At 62.0% G+C, this 17,870-nt stretch carries 20 protein-coding genes and 1 pseudogene; 15 read left to right on the top strand and 6 right to left on the bottom strand.

All coding sequences use genetic code 11. The annotated features are described in order from the left end of the window. Positions 1-10: 10 nt before the first annotated feature. Positions 11-445, top strand: coding sequence for a 30S ribosome-binding factor RbfA (gene rbfA / locus CXQ93_RS03445; RefSeq protein ID WP_104109035.1), 435 nt, complete (start codon positions 11-13; stop codon positions 443-445). Positions 446-532: 87 nt separating this feature from the next. Here the strand turns inward: rbfA and CXQ93_RS20585 are convergent, their stop codons facing one another. Together CXQ93_RS20585 and CXQ93_RS03450 are read right to left on the bottom strand one after the other, a co-directional pair. Beyond that, positions 533-706, bottom strand: coding sequence for a hypothetical protein (locus tag CXQ93_RS20585; RefSeq protein WP_181036032.1), 174 nt, complete (start codon positions 704-706; stop codon positions 533-535). A 179-nt stretch (positions 707-885) separates the two neighbouring features. Then, positions 886-1,689 (bottom strand): hypothetical protein, encoded by an 804-nt coding sequence (locus CXQ93_RS03450; RefSeq protein ID WP_104109036.1) that lies wholly within the window; start codon positions 1,687-1,689, stop codon positions 886-888. A 141-nt stretch (positions 1,690-1,830) separates the two neighbouring features. Here CXQ93_RS03450 and truB point away from each other — a divergent pair, with 141 nt between their 5' ends. The 8 genes from truB to CXQ93_RS03490 all read left to right on the top strand — a co-directional run bounded on the left by truB (position 1,831) and on the right by CXQ93_RS03490 (position 10,405). Beyond that, positions 1,831-2,907 carry a tRNA pseudouridine(55) synthase TruB gene (gene truB / locus CXQ93_RS03455; RefSeq protein WP_258068578.1) on the top strand — a complete coding sequence of 359 codons (1,077 nt, stop codon included), beginning with the start codon at positions 1,831-1,833 and terminating at the stop codon, positions 2,905-2,907. Continuing rightward, complete coding sequence (locus CXQ93_RS03460; protein WP_104109038.1) at positions 2,904-3,308, top strand: hypothetical protein; 405 nt, start codon at positions 2,904-2,906, stop codon at positions 3,306-3,308. The genes truB and CXQ93_RS03460 overlap by 4 nt, the downstream gene beginning before the upstream one ends. Positions 3,309-3,310: 2 nt before the next feature. After that, entirely contained in the window at positions 3,311-3,763 is a 453-nt protein-coding gene (locus CXQ93_RS03465) for a hypothetical protein (protein WP_256939918.1), read from the top strand. After that, positions 3,760-4,950, top strand: a complete 1,191-nt coding sequence (locus CXQ93_RS03470; protein ID WP_104109039.1) for a GNAT family N-acetyltransferase — start codon at positions 3,760-3,762, stop codon at positions 4,948-4,950. The genes CXQ93_RS03465 and CXQ93_RS03470 overlap by 4 nt, the downstream gene beginning before the upstream one ends. Before the next feature lie 80 nt (positions 4,951-5,030). Continuing rightward, positions 5,031-5,972 carry a bifunctional riboflavin kinase/FAD synthetase gene (locus CXQ93_RS03475; protein ID WP_104109040.1) on the top strand — a complete coding sequence of 314 codons (942 nt, stop codon included), beginning with the start codon at positions 5,031-5,033 and terminating at the stop codon, positions 5,970-5,972. Between the two features lie 170 nt (positions 5,973-6,142). Further along, positions 6,143-6,412 carry a 30S ribosomal protein S15 gene (gene rpsO / locus CXQ93_RS03480; RefSeq protein ID WP_104109041.1) on the top strand — a complete coding sequence of 90 codons (270 nt, stop codon included), beginning with the start codon at positions 6,143-6,145 and terminating at the stop codon, positions 6,410-6,412. Positions 6,413-6,802: 390 nt separating this feature from the next. After that, complete coding sequence (locus tag CXQ93_RS03485; protein WP_104109042.1) at positions 6,803-9,043, top strand: polyribonucleotide nucleotidyltransferase; 2,241 nt, start codon at positions 6,803-6,805, stop codon at positions 9,041-9,043. A 3-nt stretch (positions 9,044-9,046) separates the two neighbouring features. Then, positions 9,047-10,405, top strand: coding sequence for a pitrilysin family protein (locus CXQ93_RS03490; protein WP_104109043.1), 1,359 nt, complete (start codon positions 9,047-9,049; stop codon positions 10,403-10,405). 73 nt (positions 10,406-10,478) lie between these two features. Here CXQ93_RS03490 and CXQ93_RS03495 read toward each other — a convergent pair whose 3' ends face one another. Beyond that, on the bottom strand, positions 10,479-10,760 hold the full coding sequence (locus tag CXQ93_RS03495; protein ID WP_104109044.1) for a hypothetical protein: 282 nt from the start codon (positions 10,758-10,760) through the stop codon (positions 10,479-10,481). Between the two features lie 122 nt (positions 10,761-10,882). On the opposite strand from CXQ93_RS03495, the gene CXQ93_RS03500 reads away from it, so the two are divergent. Then, a complete protein-coding gene (locus tag CXQ93_RS03500) occupies positions 10,883-11,971 on the top strand; it encodes a helix-turn-helix transcriptional regulator (RefSeq protein WP_104109045.1) in 1,089 nt (362 codons plus the stop codon). Positions 11,972-11,979: 8 nt separating this feature from the next. Here the strand turns inward: CXQ93_RS03500 and CXQ93_RS03505 are convergent, their stop codons facing one another. The 3 genes from CXQ93_RS03505 to CXQ93_RS03515 form a co-directional block, all read right to left on the bottom strand. Further along, positions 11,980-12,261 (bottom strand): MoaD/ThiS family protein, encoded by a 282-nt coding sequence (locus tag CXQ93_RS03505; RefSeq protein ID WP_104109046.1) that lies wholly within the window; start codon positions 12,259-12,261, stop codon positions 11,980-11,982. A 2-nt stretch (positions 12,262-12,263) separates the two neighbouring features. After that, positions 12,264-13,379, bottom strand: a complete 1,116-nt coding sequence (moaA, locus tag CXQ93_RS03510; protein WP_181036033.1) for a GTP 3',8-cyclase MoaA — start codon at positions 13,377-13,379, stop codon at positions 12,264-12,266. A 97-nt stretch (positions 13,380-13,476) separates the two neighbouring features. Next, positions 13,477-14,007 carry a hypothetical protein gene (locus CXQ93_RS03515; protein WP_104109047.1) on the bottom strand — a complete coding sequence of 177 codons (531 nt, stop codon included), beginning with the start codon at positions 14,005-14,007 and terminating at the stop codon, positions 13,477-13,479. Positions 14,008-14,146: 139 nt separating this feature from the next. On the opposite strand from CXQ93_RS03515, the gene glp reads away from it, so the two are divergent. From glp to dapB, 5 genes and pseudogenes are all read left to right on the top strand, one after another. Then, entirely contained in the window at positions 14,147-15,481 is a 1,335-nt protein-coding gene (gene glp, locus CXQ93_RS03520) for a gephyrin-like molybdotransferase Glp (protein WP_104109048.1), read from the top strand. 83 nt (positions 15,482-15,564) lie between these two features. After that, positions 15,565-15,987 (top strand): annotated as a pseudogene (moaC, locus tag CXQ93_RS03525) (cyclic pyranopterin monophosphate synthase MoaC); the annotation flags it as partial. A 92-nt stretch (positions 15,988-16,079) separates the two neighbouring features. Next, the gene (locus CXQ93_RS03530) at positions 16,080-16,580 is read left to right on the top strand and encodes a molybdenum cofactor biosynthesis protein B (protein WP_104109050.1); all 501 of its coding nucleotides are present in this window, start codon (positions 16,080-16,082) and stop codon (positions 16,578-16,580) included. Next, positions 16,570-17,100: a molybdenum cofactor biosynthesis protein MoaE gene (locus CXQ93_RS03535; protein WP_104109051.1), complete on the top strand. Its 531-nt coding sequence runs from the start codon at positions 16,570-16,572 to the stop codon at positions 17,098-17,100. The genes CXQ93_RS03530 and CXQ93_RS03535 overlap by 11 nt, the downstream gene beginning before the upstream one ends. A 10-nt stretch (positions 17,101-17,110) precedes the next feature. After that, positions 17,111-17,869 (top strand): 4-hydroxy-tetrahydrodipicolinate reductase, encoded by a 759-nt coding sequence (gene dapB / locus CXQ93_RS03540; RefSeq protein WP_104109052.1) that lies wholly within the window; start codon positions 17,111-17,113, stop codon positions 17,867-17,869. Position 17,870: the final 1 nt, after the last annotated feature.

Here is a 17,870-nt window from a genome sequence, read left to right on the forward strand (position 1 = left end):
GGAGAACAACATGGCTGATTCAGCCCGCGCGTCCAAGCTGGCGCAGCGCATCAAGGTTGTGGTGGCCGAGGGTCTTCGCTCCAGGGTCAAGGACCCCCGTGTTGAGGGCATCACTGTCACCGACGCACGCGTCACCAATGACCTCCAGCACGCCACCATCTACTACACGGTATTTGGTGACGACACGGCGAAGAGCGAGGCCAAGATTGGTCTCGAGCGCGCCAAGGGTGTGCTCCGCGCCGAAGTTGGCAAGAACGTCACCGTTCGCCTGACTCCGACACTGGAATTCATCGCCGACGTCATCCCGGAGAACGCCTCGAACCTGGAAGCCCTCTTGCGGGTTGCCAAGGATCGCGACGCAAAGCTCGCCGAGATCTCTGCCAATGCAGAGTTCGCTGGCGACGCTGATCCGTACAAGAAGGAAGAGGAAGACGAAGACGCATAGTCTTCCCTCTTCACTGTTTTTGAAGCACGACGGCGGCCGGTCACCTTGGTATGAAAGGTGACCGGCCGCCGTCGTACTTCAACGCGGTTAGCGGAGACCCCGGGTGATGAGGCTGCCGCCGGTTTCTGCCAAGGCGTTGGTGAGCATCGCCATGGTGTTGTCACTGACTTCAATGTCAGTTGGCACGGCTTGGGCGTAGTACTTCAGGCCCACCATGCACTCCGGAACCGCCATGCCCATCCCGGCAGCAACGGAGACCACTGCGGCATCAGTGACGATGGGCTCAGCGGCGAGCAGCTAGGACCAACCAGAAGTGTCGCCTCCCTGAAACGCAGGCTTCGACGGGGTTAGAAAGAAGTTTGGCAGACAGCACAATGTCTGCCAACAGCAAAGGGCGCCTCCTGCGGGGGAAGCGCCCTCTGCCATAGCTGCACTAGACCTTATTTGCTCCAGGTGATGGGGCTCTTGAGGTACTTGTTATCTGAGTACTTCTCGTAGTTAAAGGAGGTCATGGCGTAGCTGGCTGAGACAATTTCGTCACCGGCGGGAGCCAAGAAAACGCTGCAAGAGGTCTTGGAGGAACCCACTACATAGCTGAAATCGTCGTCCTTGCCTTCAGTATCAAAGGAACCGGACTTGCAATCGGCCATCGTGCCGAAGACGATCAGCTTCTGCGCATCGGTGCCATCCTTGAGTTGGGCGTTCAAGCTGCCCTCGGACATGCCCGCAGAGGGCTTGGAAAGCGATGTCAGCTTGGAGTCAAAGAACACGTAGTACGGAGTCTGGCCGGCGAACTTGGCAGCGTCTTTGAACTCGGACAGATCGGCAGGATCGCCGGCCACGATCTTGGTGACGGTGGTGTCGAATGTGGCTTCCTTGTACTTCTCCGTGCCCTTCTCGCCGGAGTTGGTGTGCGTCTTGGCAACTTGCCCGAACTTCAATGCCGTTCCGGGCGGCGTGAGCGCACCGGTAGCTCCAGCCGCAGGTGCCGCAGCCTTAGTGGCAGAGGCTTCAGCACTGGCTGAAGGCGTTTCAGTGGCAAGGTTCTGTACCTCGGAGTCGCGCGCCGCTTGGGCCGATTCCTTCGCACTCGACTCGGTGCCCTGCGTCGCGGCGGGCTCTGCCGGCTTCGACGCGGAATCAGCGCTGCCACCGAGGCAGCCCGTCAGAGCCATCATGAGGGCAGCGCCCAGGCCCAAGGCCGCAATCGATCGTTTGTACGTGCTGGTGGCGAGCTGGGCCATGATTCTCCGTCTGAGGTTGGTCAATGCATAATTACTACTTCGAATAGAGTATCCAAGTTGGCTACCGATGCGCGATGGGGACAACTCACCATGGATACCCCACAGCAGGGTGAAGCGCTCGGAGCGGATATACTTGAAATCGTGCTTTCTGGACTGGTAATTGTAGATAAACCGCAGGGATGGACCAGCCACGATGTGGTCGGTCGGATGCGAAGGCTTGCAGGGACCCGAAAAGTGGGGCATGCAGGCACCTTGGACCCAATGGCCACGGGGGTTTTGGTGGTTGGCATCAATAAAGCCACCCGCTTGCTGACATATATTGTCGGTACCTCCAAAACCTATGAGGCCACCATCAGACTCGGCGTTGCCACGGTCACCGACGACGCCGAGGGTGAGGTTACCCACACCGCGTCCGCGCATGCCGTCACTGACGTAGCCATCGAGGCTGGCATTGCACAGCTACGCGGACCCATCGAACAGGTCCCCAGCAGCGTCAGCGCCATCAAGGTCAACGGCGAACGAGCCTATGCGCGCGTGCGCTCCGGCGAAGACGTCAAGCTGGCGTCGCGCCCCGTCACCATTCACGAGTTCAAGGTCTTGGACATCCGCCGCGGCACCCATGAGGCGCCGGCGCACGTTGACGGGGCCGATGCTGACGGGAATGAGCCTCACGAGATCCAGCCTGGCGAGATCCAGCTTGCCGGGAGTGAAGCGCACGACGGCGTTGCCTGGGTAGATGTGGATGTCACCGTCAGCTGTTCCTCAGGTACCTATATTCGTGCGCTGGCTCGTGATTTGGGGAGTGGCTTGGGAGTTGGCGGCCACCTGACGGCGCTGCGTCGCGGCAGTGTTGGACCTTACACCTTGGAGCAGGCTCGCACCCTTGAAGAACTTGCGAGCGATCTACGCATTCTCGACATTGCAGACGCCGCCCGCGCCCTAATGCCGGTGCGTGAACTGACGACCGAGGAGACTATTGAGCTGTCCTTTGGTCGGCGCATTCCGCCCAGCGTTGACGGGAACCACACCGTCGAGGCGCCGGCAGCAGCCTTCGCGCCGGATGGTCGGCTGGTGGCCCTGCTGGCTGATGCTGGCAGGTACGCCAAGCCCGTTTTGGTCTTCCCTCCGGACCCGGCACCTGCAGTAGTTGCACCTGATCCAGCAGCAGTGCCTGATGCCTCTGCTGCTACGGACACGTCCTTGGAGCCGAACGCATGACGCTGGACCCTTGGCTAATCAGTGGCATGGTGGTGGGGATGGCCTCCACCATCGTATGCATCGTTGCCGCGGTGATGAAAAAGAAACCCAACGATGTCACCTTGCTGGCCCTAGCCGCCGTCGAACTTTTCATTATCATTTACGCCATCGCCGCCGCCGTGCGCCTACTCACCGGGGAATCGCTGGCCGGTGCAGGGTGGGAGTTCTGGGGCTACGTCTTCACCGTGGCGATGCTGCCGGTGGCCGCCTTCTATTGGGCCATGATGGAACGTACCCATTGGTCCAACTACGTCATGGGGGCAGTGGGGATCACCTCGGTGGTCATGCTGGCCCGCATGGGACAAATTTGGTACGGGACGGCCGTCCCCGCGCAGGCACTTAACCCCCTCTTAGGACTATAAATATGCGTCTCACCGACAACATCAACGGCTCCGGTAAGACAGACAAGACTACCGACCACGTTCCAGAGGGCCGGACCTCTGGCCCGGGTCGCCTACTGATAGCGGTTTACGGTATTTTTGCCCTTTCGGCAACGGCCCGGGCAAGTTTTCAGATCGCTACATCGTTCGCTGATGCTCCCTTGGCGTACTCGCTCTCCGCGTTTGCGGCCGTGGTGTACATCGTGGCGACCATCTCCCTGGCAAAGCCCGGTGCCACGTGGGCCAAAGTTGCTACGATCGCCATTTGCATTGAGCTCATCGGCGTCATCGTGGTGGGTGCGTTGAGTTTCTTGGACGCAGCCGCCTTTGAGCACGCCAGCGTCTGGAGCAAGTTTGGCCAGGGCTACGGTTATATCCCGCTACTACTGCCCATCATTGGGTTGATCTGGCTGTACCGCCACCGCGACGCGAAGTGAGCTCACGCAAAGGCGCGGCAAGCAACCCCACCCTGAGCGATGGCGTCACCACCCTGCGACGCTTTACCGCGATGGATGCCGACGCCTTTGCCGCCATCCATCGGGACCCTGTCAACGTTATGTGGACCGGATCCGTGGCCACCATGGACAATGCTGCGGCCCTCGGATTCATTGACGGGCACATTGCCGACGGCTGGGAGAGCGGCACCAACCTGCGTTTCGCTATCGAAGAGCTGCATCAAGGAAACCCCGAAGTAATGGGAACTTTGAGCTTGCAGGACATCTTTTCAACCGAGCGTGGGGGATCGGCCCATGTTGGCATCAAGATGTTGCCCTCAGGACGTGGCACCGGAACGGCACAGCGAGCCATGGAATTGTTGTGCGGCTACGCCTTCGGAAATCTTGGACTGAGCCACTTGCATTGGAATTGCACTGCTGGGAACCGTGGGAGTTCCTCCTTGGCGCAACGCAGCGGATTCACGTTGGCGGCCCAGATCCCCGGCTACGGGCACGTGAACGGTGAAGTGACCGACGGTTTGGTCTACGCCCAGAGTGCTGAAGACTGGAACCAGCGAGAGCTGCGCCAGGAGCGTGAACTCTATCTGAATCCTGTGGCTCCGGTACTCGCTGGTACAACCGTGACGCTGCGGGCCCTAGCCTTGACGGACGCGCTAACGCTGGTGTCGATCTGCCGCGACCTTGAATCCGTCCGATGGACCACAGTTCCGTTGAACTACTCCTTGGAGCACGCCGAACACTTCATCAAAAACATCACAGTCGATGGTTGGCGCAAGGGCCATACGCTCACCTTTGCCGTAGCCGATACGGCCACGGACCAGCTCCTTGGCACAGTTGATTTGCAATGCAAGAACCCCGGGGTGGCCTCCATCGGCATTAATATGGGCGCACCATCCCGTGGCACCGGTGCTTCTGAAGCGGCCGTTCGGTTGCTCCTTGATTACGCCTTCAATCACCTCAATCTCAGTTTTGCGCACTGGCAAGCCATGGTGCCAAACTGGGCCAGCCGCAAGCTTGCCTGGAAGCTGGGCTTTAGCTTTGACGGGGAACTCCGCGGTGCCTACAGCGATCGCGGCACTCCGGCAGATAGCTGGGTGCTCTCACTCGCAGCGGTGGATCCGCAGCAACCCCAACATCCGTGGACCGGAGCAGTAGTCGCTAAAGGGTAATCTTGGAGTTGCTTGAGACAGCTGTGATTGATTCGTGCGCAACAACCCCGTGCCGAATACCTAATGAATGAGGAAACGTAGTGCAGATTTGGAACTCATTAGATGAAGTTCCCCAGGACTTTGGCCCGTGTGTGGTCACCCTGGGTAACTTTGATGGGCTCCACCGGGGGCACCAGGAAGTCCTGGCCCAGGTGCGTGCCGAAGCGCAGGCCCGCGGTGCGAAGTCCGTTGCCTTGACCTTTGATCCGCACCCGGCCCTCATTCACCGGCCGGACACGGCGCCAGCCCAGATCATGGGACTGGCCGACAAGCTCGCGGCCATGGCCAAATTGGGTCTGGACGGCGTCCTGGTTCTTCCTTACACGCTGGAATTCGCACAACAGACTCCCGAAGAATTTGTCCGCAGTGTCTTTGTTGACGGGCTCCGCTCATGCGCAGTTGTGGTGGGCCACGATGTCCGCTTCGGCAAAGGCAACACCGGTGACCTGACCACTATGGTGAGTTTGGGCACCCAACTCGGCTTCGACGTCGTGGTTGTCAATGATGAGGGCCACGACCGCCGCTGGTCCTCCACGTGGGTACGCGAGGCCCTGCACAAGGGTGCGGTGGACACGGCCGCCCAAGTCCTTGGCCGCTCACACACCATGAGCGGGGAAGTGGTGCACGGCGCCGCCCGTGGCCGGGAACTTGGATTTCCGACGGCGAACCTGTCCCCGGATGCGTGTGGGATTATCCCCTCTGACGGCGTCTATGCCGGCTGGTTGACTGACACGCACGGGCACCGCTGGCCCGCCGCTATTTCCGTAGGGTCCAACCCCACCTTTGTAGGTGTCAGCCGCCAGGTTGAGGCATATGTCATTGACCGTCCCGCAGAGCCCGTCGAGGCATTCAACCTGTACGGCCAGCACGTGGTGGTGGAGTTTGTGCAGCGACTGCGTGGCATGGTGGCCTACACCGGAGCCGAGGCGCTCATTGACCAGATGCACCACGACGTGGATCAGGCCCGGGAGATCTTGGCCTGAGTGCAAGTCTGAGTGCTTTCTCACTTCGCTTCGACATTGGGGCGCTTTCTGCACTAAACTGAAAGATGGAATCCGGCTGCAGTCCGTGGTGGCTGGAATTTCCTGTGTTAGGAGACCGTCATGGTCGCCTAATCAGTTATTTGTTCACGGCACATTACAAGGAGTTACCTGTGGCACTTGAAGCCGCTGTAAAGCAAGAAATCATGCAGGCTTTCGCAACTAGCGAAGGCGACACCGGTTCACCTGAGGTTCAGGTTGCAATGCTTTCGCGTCGCATCTCCGACCTCACGGAGCACCTGAAGATGCACAAGCATGACCACCACACCCGCCGTGGCCTGATGGCCCTGGTTGGTCGTCGTCGTCGTCTGCTTGGGTACCTGAAGGACACCGACATCGCCCGCTACCGTACGCTCATCGAGCGCCTCGGCCTGCGCCGCTAGTCTGTGTAATAAGGCGGCCTTCCTCAGCCACGACGCTTGCGTCATTGGCTAGGGAGGGCCGCCTTTCACAGTGTTTGCTCTAAAAAGCAACTATTGTGAGAAACGTGCCAGCCCTCAAAGCTGGTGCAGTAAGTGCGGTAACTGCAGCAACTTGCAGAACAAGCCCCTGAAAGACAAGGCACAACCGACGCATTCACGCATTCGCGGTCCTCGGTAGTGGCCTCCGGGAAGAAACTTCGCAAGAAGCTTCACGCCCGTGGGTCTCGATCGAAGACCGGGTGTTGTACAGAGAGCCACAGCAGTATCCGGTGGTGTCCTGGGAAGAACGCGGCATGTTCCTTGGCAGGGGTTCATTAGAATCAGCTACCAGGAAATGGAGGTGACTCTCATATGGAGGGTCCCGAGATTCAGTATTCAGAGGCCGTTATTGACAACGGTCGCTACGGCAAGCGCGTTATCCGCTTTGAAACCGGACGCCTTGCCCAGCAGGCCGCAGGTGCGGCCATGGTCTACATCGACGAAGACACCGTATTGCTCTCAGCTACCTCAGCTGGCAAGCACCCGCGCGAAGGCTTTGACTTCTTCCCGCTGACAGTTGATGTGGAAGAGCGTATGTACGCTGCTGGCCGCATCCCGGGCAGTTTCTTCCGCCGCGAAGGCCGCCCCTCAACGGAAGCCATCTTGGCTTGCCGCCTGATGGACCGCCCGTTGCGCCCGGCATTCGTCAAGGGCTTGCGCAACGAGGTTCAGATCGTTGTTACGGTTCTGGCCATCAACCCCGACGTGCTTTACGACGTGGTAGCTATCAACGCTTCCTCCATGTCAACGCAGCTCTCCGGCTTGCCGTTCTCCGGCCCCATCGGTGGCGTTCGCGTTGCCTTGATCGACGACGGACAGGGCCCTCAGTGGGTTGCTTTCCCGAAGCACTCCGAGCTGGAAAACGCCGTGTTCAACATGGTTGTTGCGGGTAAGGTTGCCGGCGACGATGTAGCCATCATGATGGTTGAAGCCGAAGCTACGGACAACTCCTGGAAGCTCATCAAGGAACAGGGCCACCAGGCTCCTACCGAAGAGATTGTTTCCGAGGGTCTGGAAGCGGCTAAGCCGTTCATCAAGGCTCTGTGTGATGCTCAGGCTGACCTGGCTGCTCGCGCCGCCAAGCCCACCGTCACCTTCCCGATCTTCCTCGACTACGAAGATGACGCTTACGACGCCGTTGAGAAGGCTGCCGCTACCAAGCTGGCTGCCGTCTTCACCATCGCCGACAAGCAGGAGCGCGACAACGCCTCTGACGCTTTGAAGGATGAGACCGTTGCAGCTTTGGCAGGCGACTTCGCTGGCCGTGAGAAGGAACTCTCTGCAGCGTTCCGCTCCGTGACCAAGCACGTCATCCGCCAGCGCATCCTCACCGAGCAGATCCGCATCGACGGCCGTGGCCTGACGGACATCCGCCAGCTCACTGCCGAGGTTGAGGTCCTGCCTCGCGTCCACGGTTCGGCTATCTTCGAACGCGGCGAGACCCAGATCTTGGGTGTCACCACGTTGAACATGCTGAAGATGGAACAGCAGATTGACTCGTTGAGCCCGGTAACGCGCAAGCGCTACATGCACAACTACAACTTCCCGCCGTACTCCACCGGTGAGACCGGCCGCGTGGGCTCGCCCAAGCGCCGCGAAATCGGTCACGGTGCCTTGGCTGAACGCGCAATCGTGCCCGTTCTGCCGTCGCGTGAAGAGTTCCCCTACGCCATCCGCCAGGTATCCGAGGCACTGAGCTCCAACGGCTCCACCTCCATGGGTTCCGTTTGCGCATCGACCCTGTCGCTGCTCAACGCTGGTGTGCCGTTGAAGGCACCTGTTGCAGGTATCGCTATGGGCTTGGTCTCCGACCAGGTTGATGGCCAGACTCGCTACGCTGCCCTGACCGATATCCTCGGCGCCGAAGATGCTTTCGGCGACATGGACTTCAAGGTTGCCGGTACCGCCGAGTTCGTTACGGCTATCCAGCTGGATACCAAGCTTGACGGCATCCCGGCCTCCGTTTTGGCTGCTGCTCTGAAGCAGGCACGCGAAGCACGCCTGCACATCCTCAGCGTTCTGACCAGCGCCATTGACGTTCCGGACGAGCTCTCTGAGTTCGCTCCTCGCGTCATCGCTGTCAAGATCCCCGTGGATAAGATCGGCGAGGTCATTGGGCCGAAGGGCAAGATGATCAACCAGATCCAGGAAGACACCGGCGCTGACATCTCCATTGAAGATGACGGCACGGTTTACATCGGTGCAACGAACGGTCCGTCAGCTGACGCCGCTCGTTCAGCGATCAACGCCATCGCCAACCCTCAGATTCCTGAGATCGGCGAGCGTTACCTGGGCACAGTTGTTAAGACCACTACGTTCGGTGCGTTCATTTCGCTCACACCGGGCAAGGATGGTCTGCTGCACATCTCCGAGCTCCGCAAGCTGGCCGACGGCAAGCGCGTGGACAACGTAGATGACGTGGTTTCCGTTGGACAGAAGATTCAGGTGGAAATCACCAAGATCGATGACCGCGGCAAGCTCTCACTCTCACCGGTTGTTGCCGGTGACGAGGAAGCCGCTGAAGAAGTAGCTACCGAAGGTGCTGCTGAATAATCCATGGCGATCACCCTTTTGCCGCTTCTTAGCGCTGCTGACGGCCACAATGGCAGTGACTCCACCGTAATCTCCGGTCAGGTCGGTGGCGCCGTTGTGCGCCGTTCGGTCCTGCCCGGAGGAGTTCGGGTTCTCACTGAGTCCATGCCCGGACAGCGCAGTGCGACAATCGGGTTCTGGGTTGGTGTTGGCTCTCGGGATGAAACCGAGGGCCAACACGGCTCGACCCATTTCCTTGAACACCTGCTGTTCAAGGGAACCAAACGCAGGACAGCACTGGAAATTGCGTCAGCCTTTGACGAGGTGGGCGGGGAGTCCAACGCTGCCACTGCCAAGGAAAGCACCTGCTATTACGCACGAGTGCTGGACACAGACCTGCCCATGGCCATCGACGTCATTGCCGACATGGTCACCTCCGCCGTGATTGATCCGGAAGAGCTGGAGCAGGAACGCGACGTAATCCTCGAGGAAATCGCCATGGATGGCGATGACCCCACAGATGTTGCGCATGAGAATTTTGTTGCAGCAGTCCTGGGTGACCACGCCCTAGGACGTCCCATCGGGGGCACTCCGGAGGCTATCAAGGCCGTTCCGCGAGAGTCCGTGTGGGAGCACTACCAAAAGCACTACCGTCCTGAAACGCTTGTCATCACCGCAGCTGGTGGCCTGGACCACGACGACGTCTGCAAGCAGGTCCTCAAGGCTCTGCGCACGGCCGGATGGTCTTTGGATGAAGGTGTGGCCCCCGCGCCGCGCCGCGCCAGCGACGCCGTTGCGGTCACCGGAACCGCCGGGCTGCACGTGGTGAAGCGTCAAGTGGAGCAGGCCAATATCATTCTGGGCTGCCCGTCCTTGCGCGCCACCGATTCGCGCCGCTACGTCATGAGCGTGCTGAACTCGATTCTTGGTGGCGGCATGTCCTCGCGGCTCTTCCAAGAGATCCGGGAAAAGCGGGGACTGGTGTACTCCACGTACTCCTTCGCTTCCTCGTACGCTGATACGGGCTACTTCGGCATGTACGCTGGCTGCTCACCGGCCAAGGTGGGTCAGGTCATCGGACTGCTGGAAGCAGAGCTGGACAAGCTGGCGGAACACGGCGTCACCGCAGAAGAATTGAAGAAAGCCCTGGGACAACTCTCGGGTGGGATTGTCCTGGGTATGGAGGACAGCGGCTCGCGTATGTCTCGTCTGGGCCGCTCCGAGCTTGTTTCAGGTCAATTCCTGGACATTGACGAGACCCTCAGCCGCATCCGCGCCGTCACGGCGGAGGAAATCCAGGATTTGGCCCGTGAGCTCGCAGCATCCCCACGCACCATTACGGTAGTGGGTCCCTTCGAGGAAACCGAAACCTTCGGCCTGTAGTCCTTCGCTCTGGCGCAAAAATGCGGGAACGGCGGCATTTCTTGTCTCGCCGTTCCGCAGGGGGCTATTTATATCAGGATTGCTGTTCCGCGATCCGGGTCTTTGGTCCGCCCGCCAGTGCGGGGGACGCTGCCGAGGTCGACCACACCTGACTCCTCAGCCGCTCCAAGAACTTTTCCGCCCCGTCGACAGTTGTGAAATCCAGATCTAGAACCACATAGTGGTCATCGTCAATGGGTCGGTAGATACGTTGGGCCACCACTCCCGAGGCGCACCTGCCCAGCGGATCGTTGCCATAAGCCCCCATCCACATTCCAAAGTCCTTGATGGCGTGCTCAATCTGCAAGGTAAACATGGCCCTCTTCTTTCCGTTTTAATTGATGACTTGACTGTAGGTTTCACCGCAGCTGCACAACATCCCATAAATCTGGGGCAGACGCCCCGACAACGGCCCACGTGTCCGCGCATACTTGAAGCATGACTAGCGATTGGGCCCTTGGCCGCTGCCGGGACAGGATTGCGGCGCTGGGCGCTGCCCGCGGAGACAGTCACAGCTACCGGGCGGGCGTGCTGGCCGAGCTGGGCGCCGTCGTGGGCCATGACGCATGGGTGTGGCCGCTGGCTGACCCGGTGACAACAGTTGGAATTGCACCGATGGCCTGGGGCCCCTTTGCAGCAGAACTGCCCGAACTGATTGCCCTGAGGTACCAGACTCCGGTGAACAGGTGGACAGCGTTGCCCATCCATCCTTCCCGCGCCAGGTCACTGCAAGGGGCCACGGATCATGAGCCGAGCCGAAGTGCGCTTTGGCCCTTGTTGTCTCGTCATGGCGTAGTTGACGTCCTGTCAGTAGCCTTCGCTGACCGATGGGGCCTGTGGGGGTGGCTCGAATTGTGGCGTGGGGAGGGCGCTTCCGAATTTTCCGACGCCGAGGCACACTGCTTGGAGTTGGTGGCTGACGTGATTGCCACCGGCCTAAGAGAATTCTCGGCCCGTGAATTCGCTTCCGGCGGTGCCTCTGGTTCCATCGCGGAGCACCGTCAGGCCGTCCTGGTTCTTGCCGATGATCTGTCCGTCACGAGCCAGACTGAATCGGCGGCGCCGTGGCTCAATCTTCTCCAACGGGCGCCCCGTCCAAACCAAGGGGTTCCGGCGGAAGTCTTGAATGTCGCTGCTCAGCTGTTGGCTGTTGAGTGTGGCGCCGACTCCCATCCTGCCCACTCGCGACTCCATGTCGGTGAGGGGGTTTGGGCCAGTTTGTCGGCCACCAGAATGAAGAGTTCCGTGTCTGGGGCCGCTGCGCCCATTGCCGTGACCATCCAGGACAGCCTCCCAGCAGAACGGATCGAGGTTTTCGAACGATGTTTCGCCCTCAGCCCCAGGGAATGTGAGCTGCTGCAACAGGTTGCGGCGGGCCATGACACGGCGGCACTGGCCCGCAGGCTCGGAATCAGCCGATATACGGTGCAGGATACTTTTAAATCACTCTTCGGAAAATGCGGTGTGCAAAGCCGCGGGGCGTTGTTGGCCCTTGCCCTAGGACCGCTGACCGCGGCGGACCACTAATCGGAGCGTCATCCGCCGGCGAACGGTGGCAGCACGTCCACCACGTCGCCAGACGTGAGCGCCTGGGCCAGGTCGCGCGTGGACACCTCGTTGACCAGGAAGCTGCACCGGGTCAGGACTTCTGCCAGCGGGGGAGTGTGGCTGGAGGCTGAGACCGGGAAGCTTTCTACCAGAAACGCCGAAAGGTCCGCCAATGTGAACGGTGTGGATTCGGCCAGCGTGGCTAGGTCCACGCGCTGTTCCTCAACACCTGTGGCAGCTGCTGCTGCGGCAAAGAATCGAATGTGCATGCTCATCCTCCAATGGCGCTCATGCTGCGGTCCGGCTGGACAAAGTCGGCATCCCCAAGACCGGGGTGGCCCATGCCGTGGGCGCGGGGCTTGGCCCACATGGCGTCCTGCCAGCGGGCGGTGACGGCGTCGTCGTCGTTCGTGGAATCTCCAGCGCGCAGAAGCTCCAGTAGATCAACTTCGGTCCGGGAGAACAGGCAGCTCATGACCTTGCCCTCGGCCGTGATGCGGGTGCGGCGGCAGTCGGCGCAGAACGGTTCCGTCACTGAAGCGATGATGCCCACGGTGCCCAGCAACTCCGTTGACCCGTGGCGCCGGACTTCGAAGCGTTCAGCAGGGGCACCGTCGCGGGCACGCGGATCCGGGGTCAGCTCAAAGTCGGTCGCGATCAAGGCGCGGATTTCGGCGGCGGTGATCATGCCATCGCGCGTCCAGCCGTGATCGGCGTCGAGCGGCATTTGTTCAATGAAGCGCAGTTCGTAGCCACGCTCCAGGGACCACTCGAGGAGTTCGGCGGCAGTGGAATCGTTGATGCCGCGGAGCAGCACGGCGTTGATCTTAATGGGTTTCATGCCTGCGGCAGCGGCGGCCTCAATACCGGCCTTGACCTGGTCAAGGAACGGGCGGCGGGTGAGCTGCAAGAAGGCGTCGTGGTGAATGGTGTCCATGGATACATTCAGGCGCGTCAGCCCGGCGTCGGCCAGTGCCTGAGCCTTCTTGGCCAGCCCCACACCATTGGTGGTCAGCGAGATGGGCAGGTCAGGGTGGTTTACTCGCAGCGCGGCGATGATCTGCACAAGATCGGCCCGCACCAGCGGCTCGCCGCCGGTCAACCGCAGTTCACGCACACCGAGGCGATTCACGCCCAGACCCACCAGCCGGACAATCTCGGCAGCCGTCAGGAGCTTGTCCTTTTTGAGCCAGTCCAAACCGGCTTCTGGCATGCAATAGGTGCAACGCAAATTGCATTTATCCGTCAGAGACAGACGCATGTCTGTGGCGACTCTGCCGAACTGATCCAGCAGGCCGGTTTCGGTGCCGCCAGGCCGGGGCGCACCAAGTCCGGGGGAGACGGGGCGAAGTTCCGGCATGCCCAGTGCCACAGCTTTGGTATCCATGCCTCAACGCTACGCCATTCTCGGGATTCCGGCGCCTCCTCAGAGCGGCGGGTGTTACTGCGCGGCGGGTCAGGGCAGCACGACGGCGGCTCCCGAGCTAGGAGCCCCGCGTCAGCGCCCGTTCGACAAAGGTTTTGGAGACGTCAATGTTGCGCAGGATCCGTGCCTTCCGCCGGCTCTCAGGCAGTGCGGCTGCGGCCGCGATCTCCGCGGCCGTCCAGGGCAGAACGCTGGTCGCGCCCCCGGCCGCCCGCCACCGTCGATACCACGCGGGTCCCAGACGCGGTGGCCACCAGTACACGGATAACACGCAAGGGATTCCCGGGATCCAAAACGGCACGGTCCACATGAACGTGCGGGCCTGCTCCCAATTCAGCGCCTCAAAGAGCAGGGACGGCATAACGGCCAGGATTGCCAGGCCCGCGCACAGCAACGTGAACGGGTAATGGTTGATGGGCAGTTGCTTGCGCAGTGTCAGGATGGGCGGGGCCACCGTCCAGGAACGCCAATCGCCGCGCAGGGCCAACCAGGCCGGATAGAGCAACGAGGCGGCCAGTGCGGCGATGAGGGGCACGCCCACCAGGAGTGCATCGTCGAGCAACCAGCTCATGCTTGACGGCAGGTTCATGGCGCCCAATCCTTCGTGCGGGAAAGTTCCACAGTAGCAAGGCAGCCGCATGCAGACCCGCAGGGCTTTGTCGCGTCTTTGCATGGCTCGCCTAGGATTGGCTCAAAGGGTGCCGCCCGGCGTCCGCCGGAAGGATGCCATGCGCAGGACAGTTACCGAACACCAGAAGGCCGTCGAAGGGCTTTTGCGCCGGAGCTGGGCAGGCCTGCCCGCCTCCATCATGGACGACGGCGGCACCACCTTGCCGTTGGCCCAAGCCCTGGGACGGGTGCTCGCCTCGGACCTGGTGGCGCCTCTGGACCTGCCACCCTTCTCCAATTCCCAGATGGACGGCTACGCCGTTACGGTGCCGGGAGAGCTGGCGGCCGAGGGGCATTCGGAATCGGTTGATGCTGACAAATCAACCACTTTCAGTTTCCTGGTGGGGGACACCATCGCCGCCGGCGCGGTCCCGGCCGCGCTGGAACCCGGCATGGCCGCCCCCATCATGACCGGTGCCATGATGCCAGCGGGCGCCAATGCGGTGGTGCCGGTTGAGCTGGCCGTACCGAGCGAATTTGTGGCAGCGGGAGGTAGCGTGGCGGTGCCTGTTCCACCCGCCGGAACCTTTGTCCGCGAGCGCGGTAGCGACGTGCAGCGCGGCGCCGTGGTTGCGGCGGGCGGAACCCTGCTCAACCAGGCCCATCTCGGATTGGCGGCGGCGCTGGGTTTCACGGAGCTGCCGGTGCGGCGTCGGCCGCGCGTGCTGCTGCTGACCACCGGCGATGAGGTCCTGGCCCCCGGAGATCCTGCCGCGGCGGACGGACTGCCGCCGGGCATGATTTTTGATGCCAACGAGGCGCTGCTGCGTGCGGGACTTGAGGAGGCCGGCGTCGAGGTTCTCCATTCTTACGTGGTGAGAGATGACCCTGCGGCATTGCTGCGCTTGTTGGAAGGGCATGTGGGCAGTGTGCGGGCCGGTAGTGGACCGCCCGAGCCGGGCTGCGACATGGTCATTTCCGCAGGGGGCATCAGCGCCGGCGCGTTTGAAGTGGTCAAGCAGGCGCTGGGGAATGCGGGGCCGCAAGCGCAGATGGACTTTGTCCACGTGGCCATGCAGCCGGGTGGCCCGCAGGGGCTGGGGACGTTCCGAGGCGTGCCATTCCTCGGCTTGCCCGGGAACCCTGTCAGCGCGTTCGTGTCCGTAGAGTTGTTCCTTCGACCGGCGCTCTCGGCGCTGCTCGGTGCCCCGGCGCCGCGACACCGCGTGGTGGCCGTCCTGGAACACGGCATGTCGTCCCCGGAGGGCAAGCACCAGATTCGTCGTGGAGTTTATGCGGGGCCGGAATTTGAATCCGCCCCTTCGGTGCGGGAGGTGGGCGGGTCCTCGTCCCATTTGCTGGGCTCACTGGCCCAGGCCAACGCCTTGATCCAGGTCCCGGCGGGTGTCACCGAATTGCAGGCCGGGGCAAAAGTGGAAGTATGGCTGTTGTGACTACCTCTGAAAAACCGCACCCTGAGACAACTGCACCCCAAGCACCCGTCCTGACCCATCTGCGCCAGGACGGCACCGCGGCCATGGTTGACGTTTCCGACAAGGCGGTGACCACGCGCGAAGCAACCGCCACCGGCACCGTGAGCACCACTGCAGCGGTCATGGCCCTGCTTGGCAGCGGCGGCCTGCCCAAGGGCGATGCCCTGGCTGTGGCCCGCATTGCCGGCATCATGGGAGCCAAGAAGACTTCCGAGCTCATCCCGCTCTGCCACCCCCTGCCCATCTCCAAGGTCACGGTCGACTTTGAACTGGGTGCCCAAGCCGTCACCGTGTTCGCCACCGTGAAGACCCGGGGCGTGACAGGCGTTGAAATGGAGGCGTTGACCGCCGTATCCGTGGCTGCCCTGAACGTGTACGACATGATCAAGGCCGTGGACAAGCATGCCGTCATCTCCGGCATTCAGGTGCTGGCCAAGAGCGGCGGCAAGAGCGGCAGCTGGGTGGTGGACGGCCCCTGCGAGCCCGCAACCGCAGCACCCACGGCAACAGCACCCGCTGCAACCGCACCCGTCGCAACCCACACCGCAGGCGACCAAGCATGAGCGCCTGCGAGCCTGCCGCTCCTCTGGGGAGCGCCGCCGTCGTGATTGCCTCCACCCGGGCGGCCATGGGCGTCTACGACGACAAGACTGGGCCGGTCATCATCGACTGGCTTAACGAACACGGATTCCAGACAACCGCCCCCGTGGTGGTTCCCGACGGCGCCCCGGTAGGAGCGGCGTTGCGGGCCGTGCTGACGCAAGGTCCCGCCGTCGTGCTGACCAGCGGCGGCACGGGACTGAGTCCTACGGATGCGACCCCGGAAATGACGCTGCCCCTGCTGGAGCGGCAGATCCCCGGCATCATGGAGGCGATGCGCGCTGCAGGGCTGGCGAAGACGCCGATGGCCGCACTCAGCCGCGGTTACGCCGGACTCGCCGGGACCACGCTGATTGTGAATTTGCCGGGGTCGCCGTCGGGCGTCATGGACGGGCTGGCCGTGCTGGACCCCATCATCAAACATCTTTGTGAGCAGGTGGCAGGCACCCATGGGCACTAACGTAGAAATTGTGGCGGCACTGCTGAGCGCCGAACCCATCTCGGTGGACGCCGCCATCGCCGCCGTGGAATCTGAGACCGCCGGGGCTGTGGTCAGCTTCAGCGGCGTGGTGCGGAACCACGACGGCGGAGCCTCCGTTGAGCGCTTGAGCTACACCGCTCATCCACTCGCCAAGAAAGTGCTTGGCGAGGTGGTTGCCTCCTTGGTGGATAGTGTCAGCGACCCCGACGGGCACCCCGTGCGGATTTGGGTGGCCCACCGCGTTGGGCCGCTAGCCATTGGTGAACCAGCCCTGGTGTGTGCTGTCGCCTCCTCGCACCGGGCCGAAGCTTTTGAGCTGTGCTCGGCCTTGGTGGAACGGATCAAGGCCGAGGTCCCCATTTGGAAGGAACAGTTCTTCAGCGACGGTTCCGTGGAATGGGTCGGCGCAGGGAAAGCCCCCGGTGAGGGTGACCGCGGGGTGACCTCGGAACGGACCCAGGATCAGGGCCCGGATCAGGGCCCCGGCAAAAGCCAGTAGGCTTAAACCCATGAGTGAAATGCTGAAGGTTGCCGTGCTCGGCGCCAAAGGACGAATGGGAACGGCTGCCGTGGCGGCCATCGACGCTGCGCCGGACATGGAACTGGTTGCGGCGCTGGGTCGGGCCGACTCCCTTGACGTGTTGCTGGAGCGTGGCGCGCAGGTTGTGGTTGATTTGACGGTGCCCGATTCCACCGAAGCCAACGTCCACTTTGCCGTTGACCACGGCATCCACGCCGTGGTCGGCACCACTGGCTGGGACGCCGCGAGGCTCGCGGCGTTGGATTCGCTGCTCGCGCAGCACCCTGAAACCGGCGTGTTGATCGCCCCCAACTTTGCGCTGGGCTCGGTATTGGCCAGCCACTTTGCCGCGAAGGCCGCCAAGTACTTTGACTCGGTGGAGATCATTGAATTGCACCATCCTCGCAAGGTTGACGCTCCCTCGGGCACCGCGTTGCGCACAGCCCAGCTGGTAGCCGCCGCACGCCGCGAAGCCGGTGTTGCTGACGCTCCTGATGCCACCGAAACCGAGCTCGACGGCGCTCGTGGCGCCTCCGTGGACGGCATCCCCGTGCACAGTGTCCGTCTGGCCGGATTGGTGGCCCACCAGGAAGTACTCTTTGGCAGCCACGGTGAAGGCCTGACCATCCGGCACGATTCCTACAACCATGAATCCTTCATGCCCGGTGTGCTGCTCGGCGTGCGCACCGTGGGCACCCGCCCCGGACTCACGGTAGGCCTTGACGGCTACCTTGACCTAGAAGGCTAGG

The organism is Arthrobacter sp. N199823 (genome assembly GCF_002929705.1).
Lineage (GTDB): Bacteria > Actinomycetota > Actinomycetes > Actinomycetales > Micrococcaceae > Specibacter.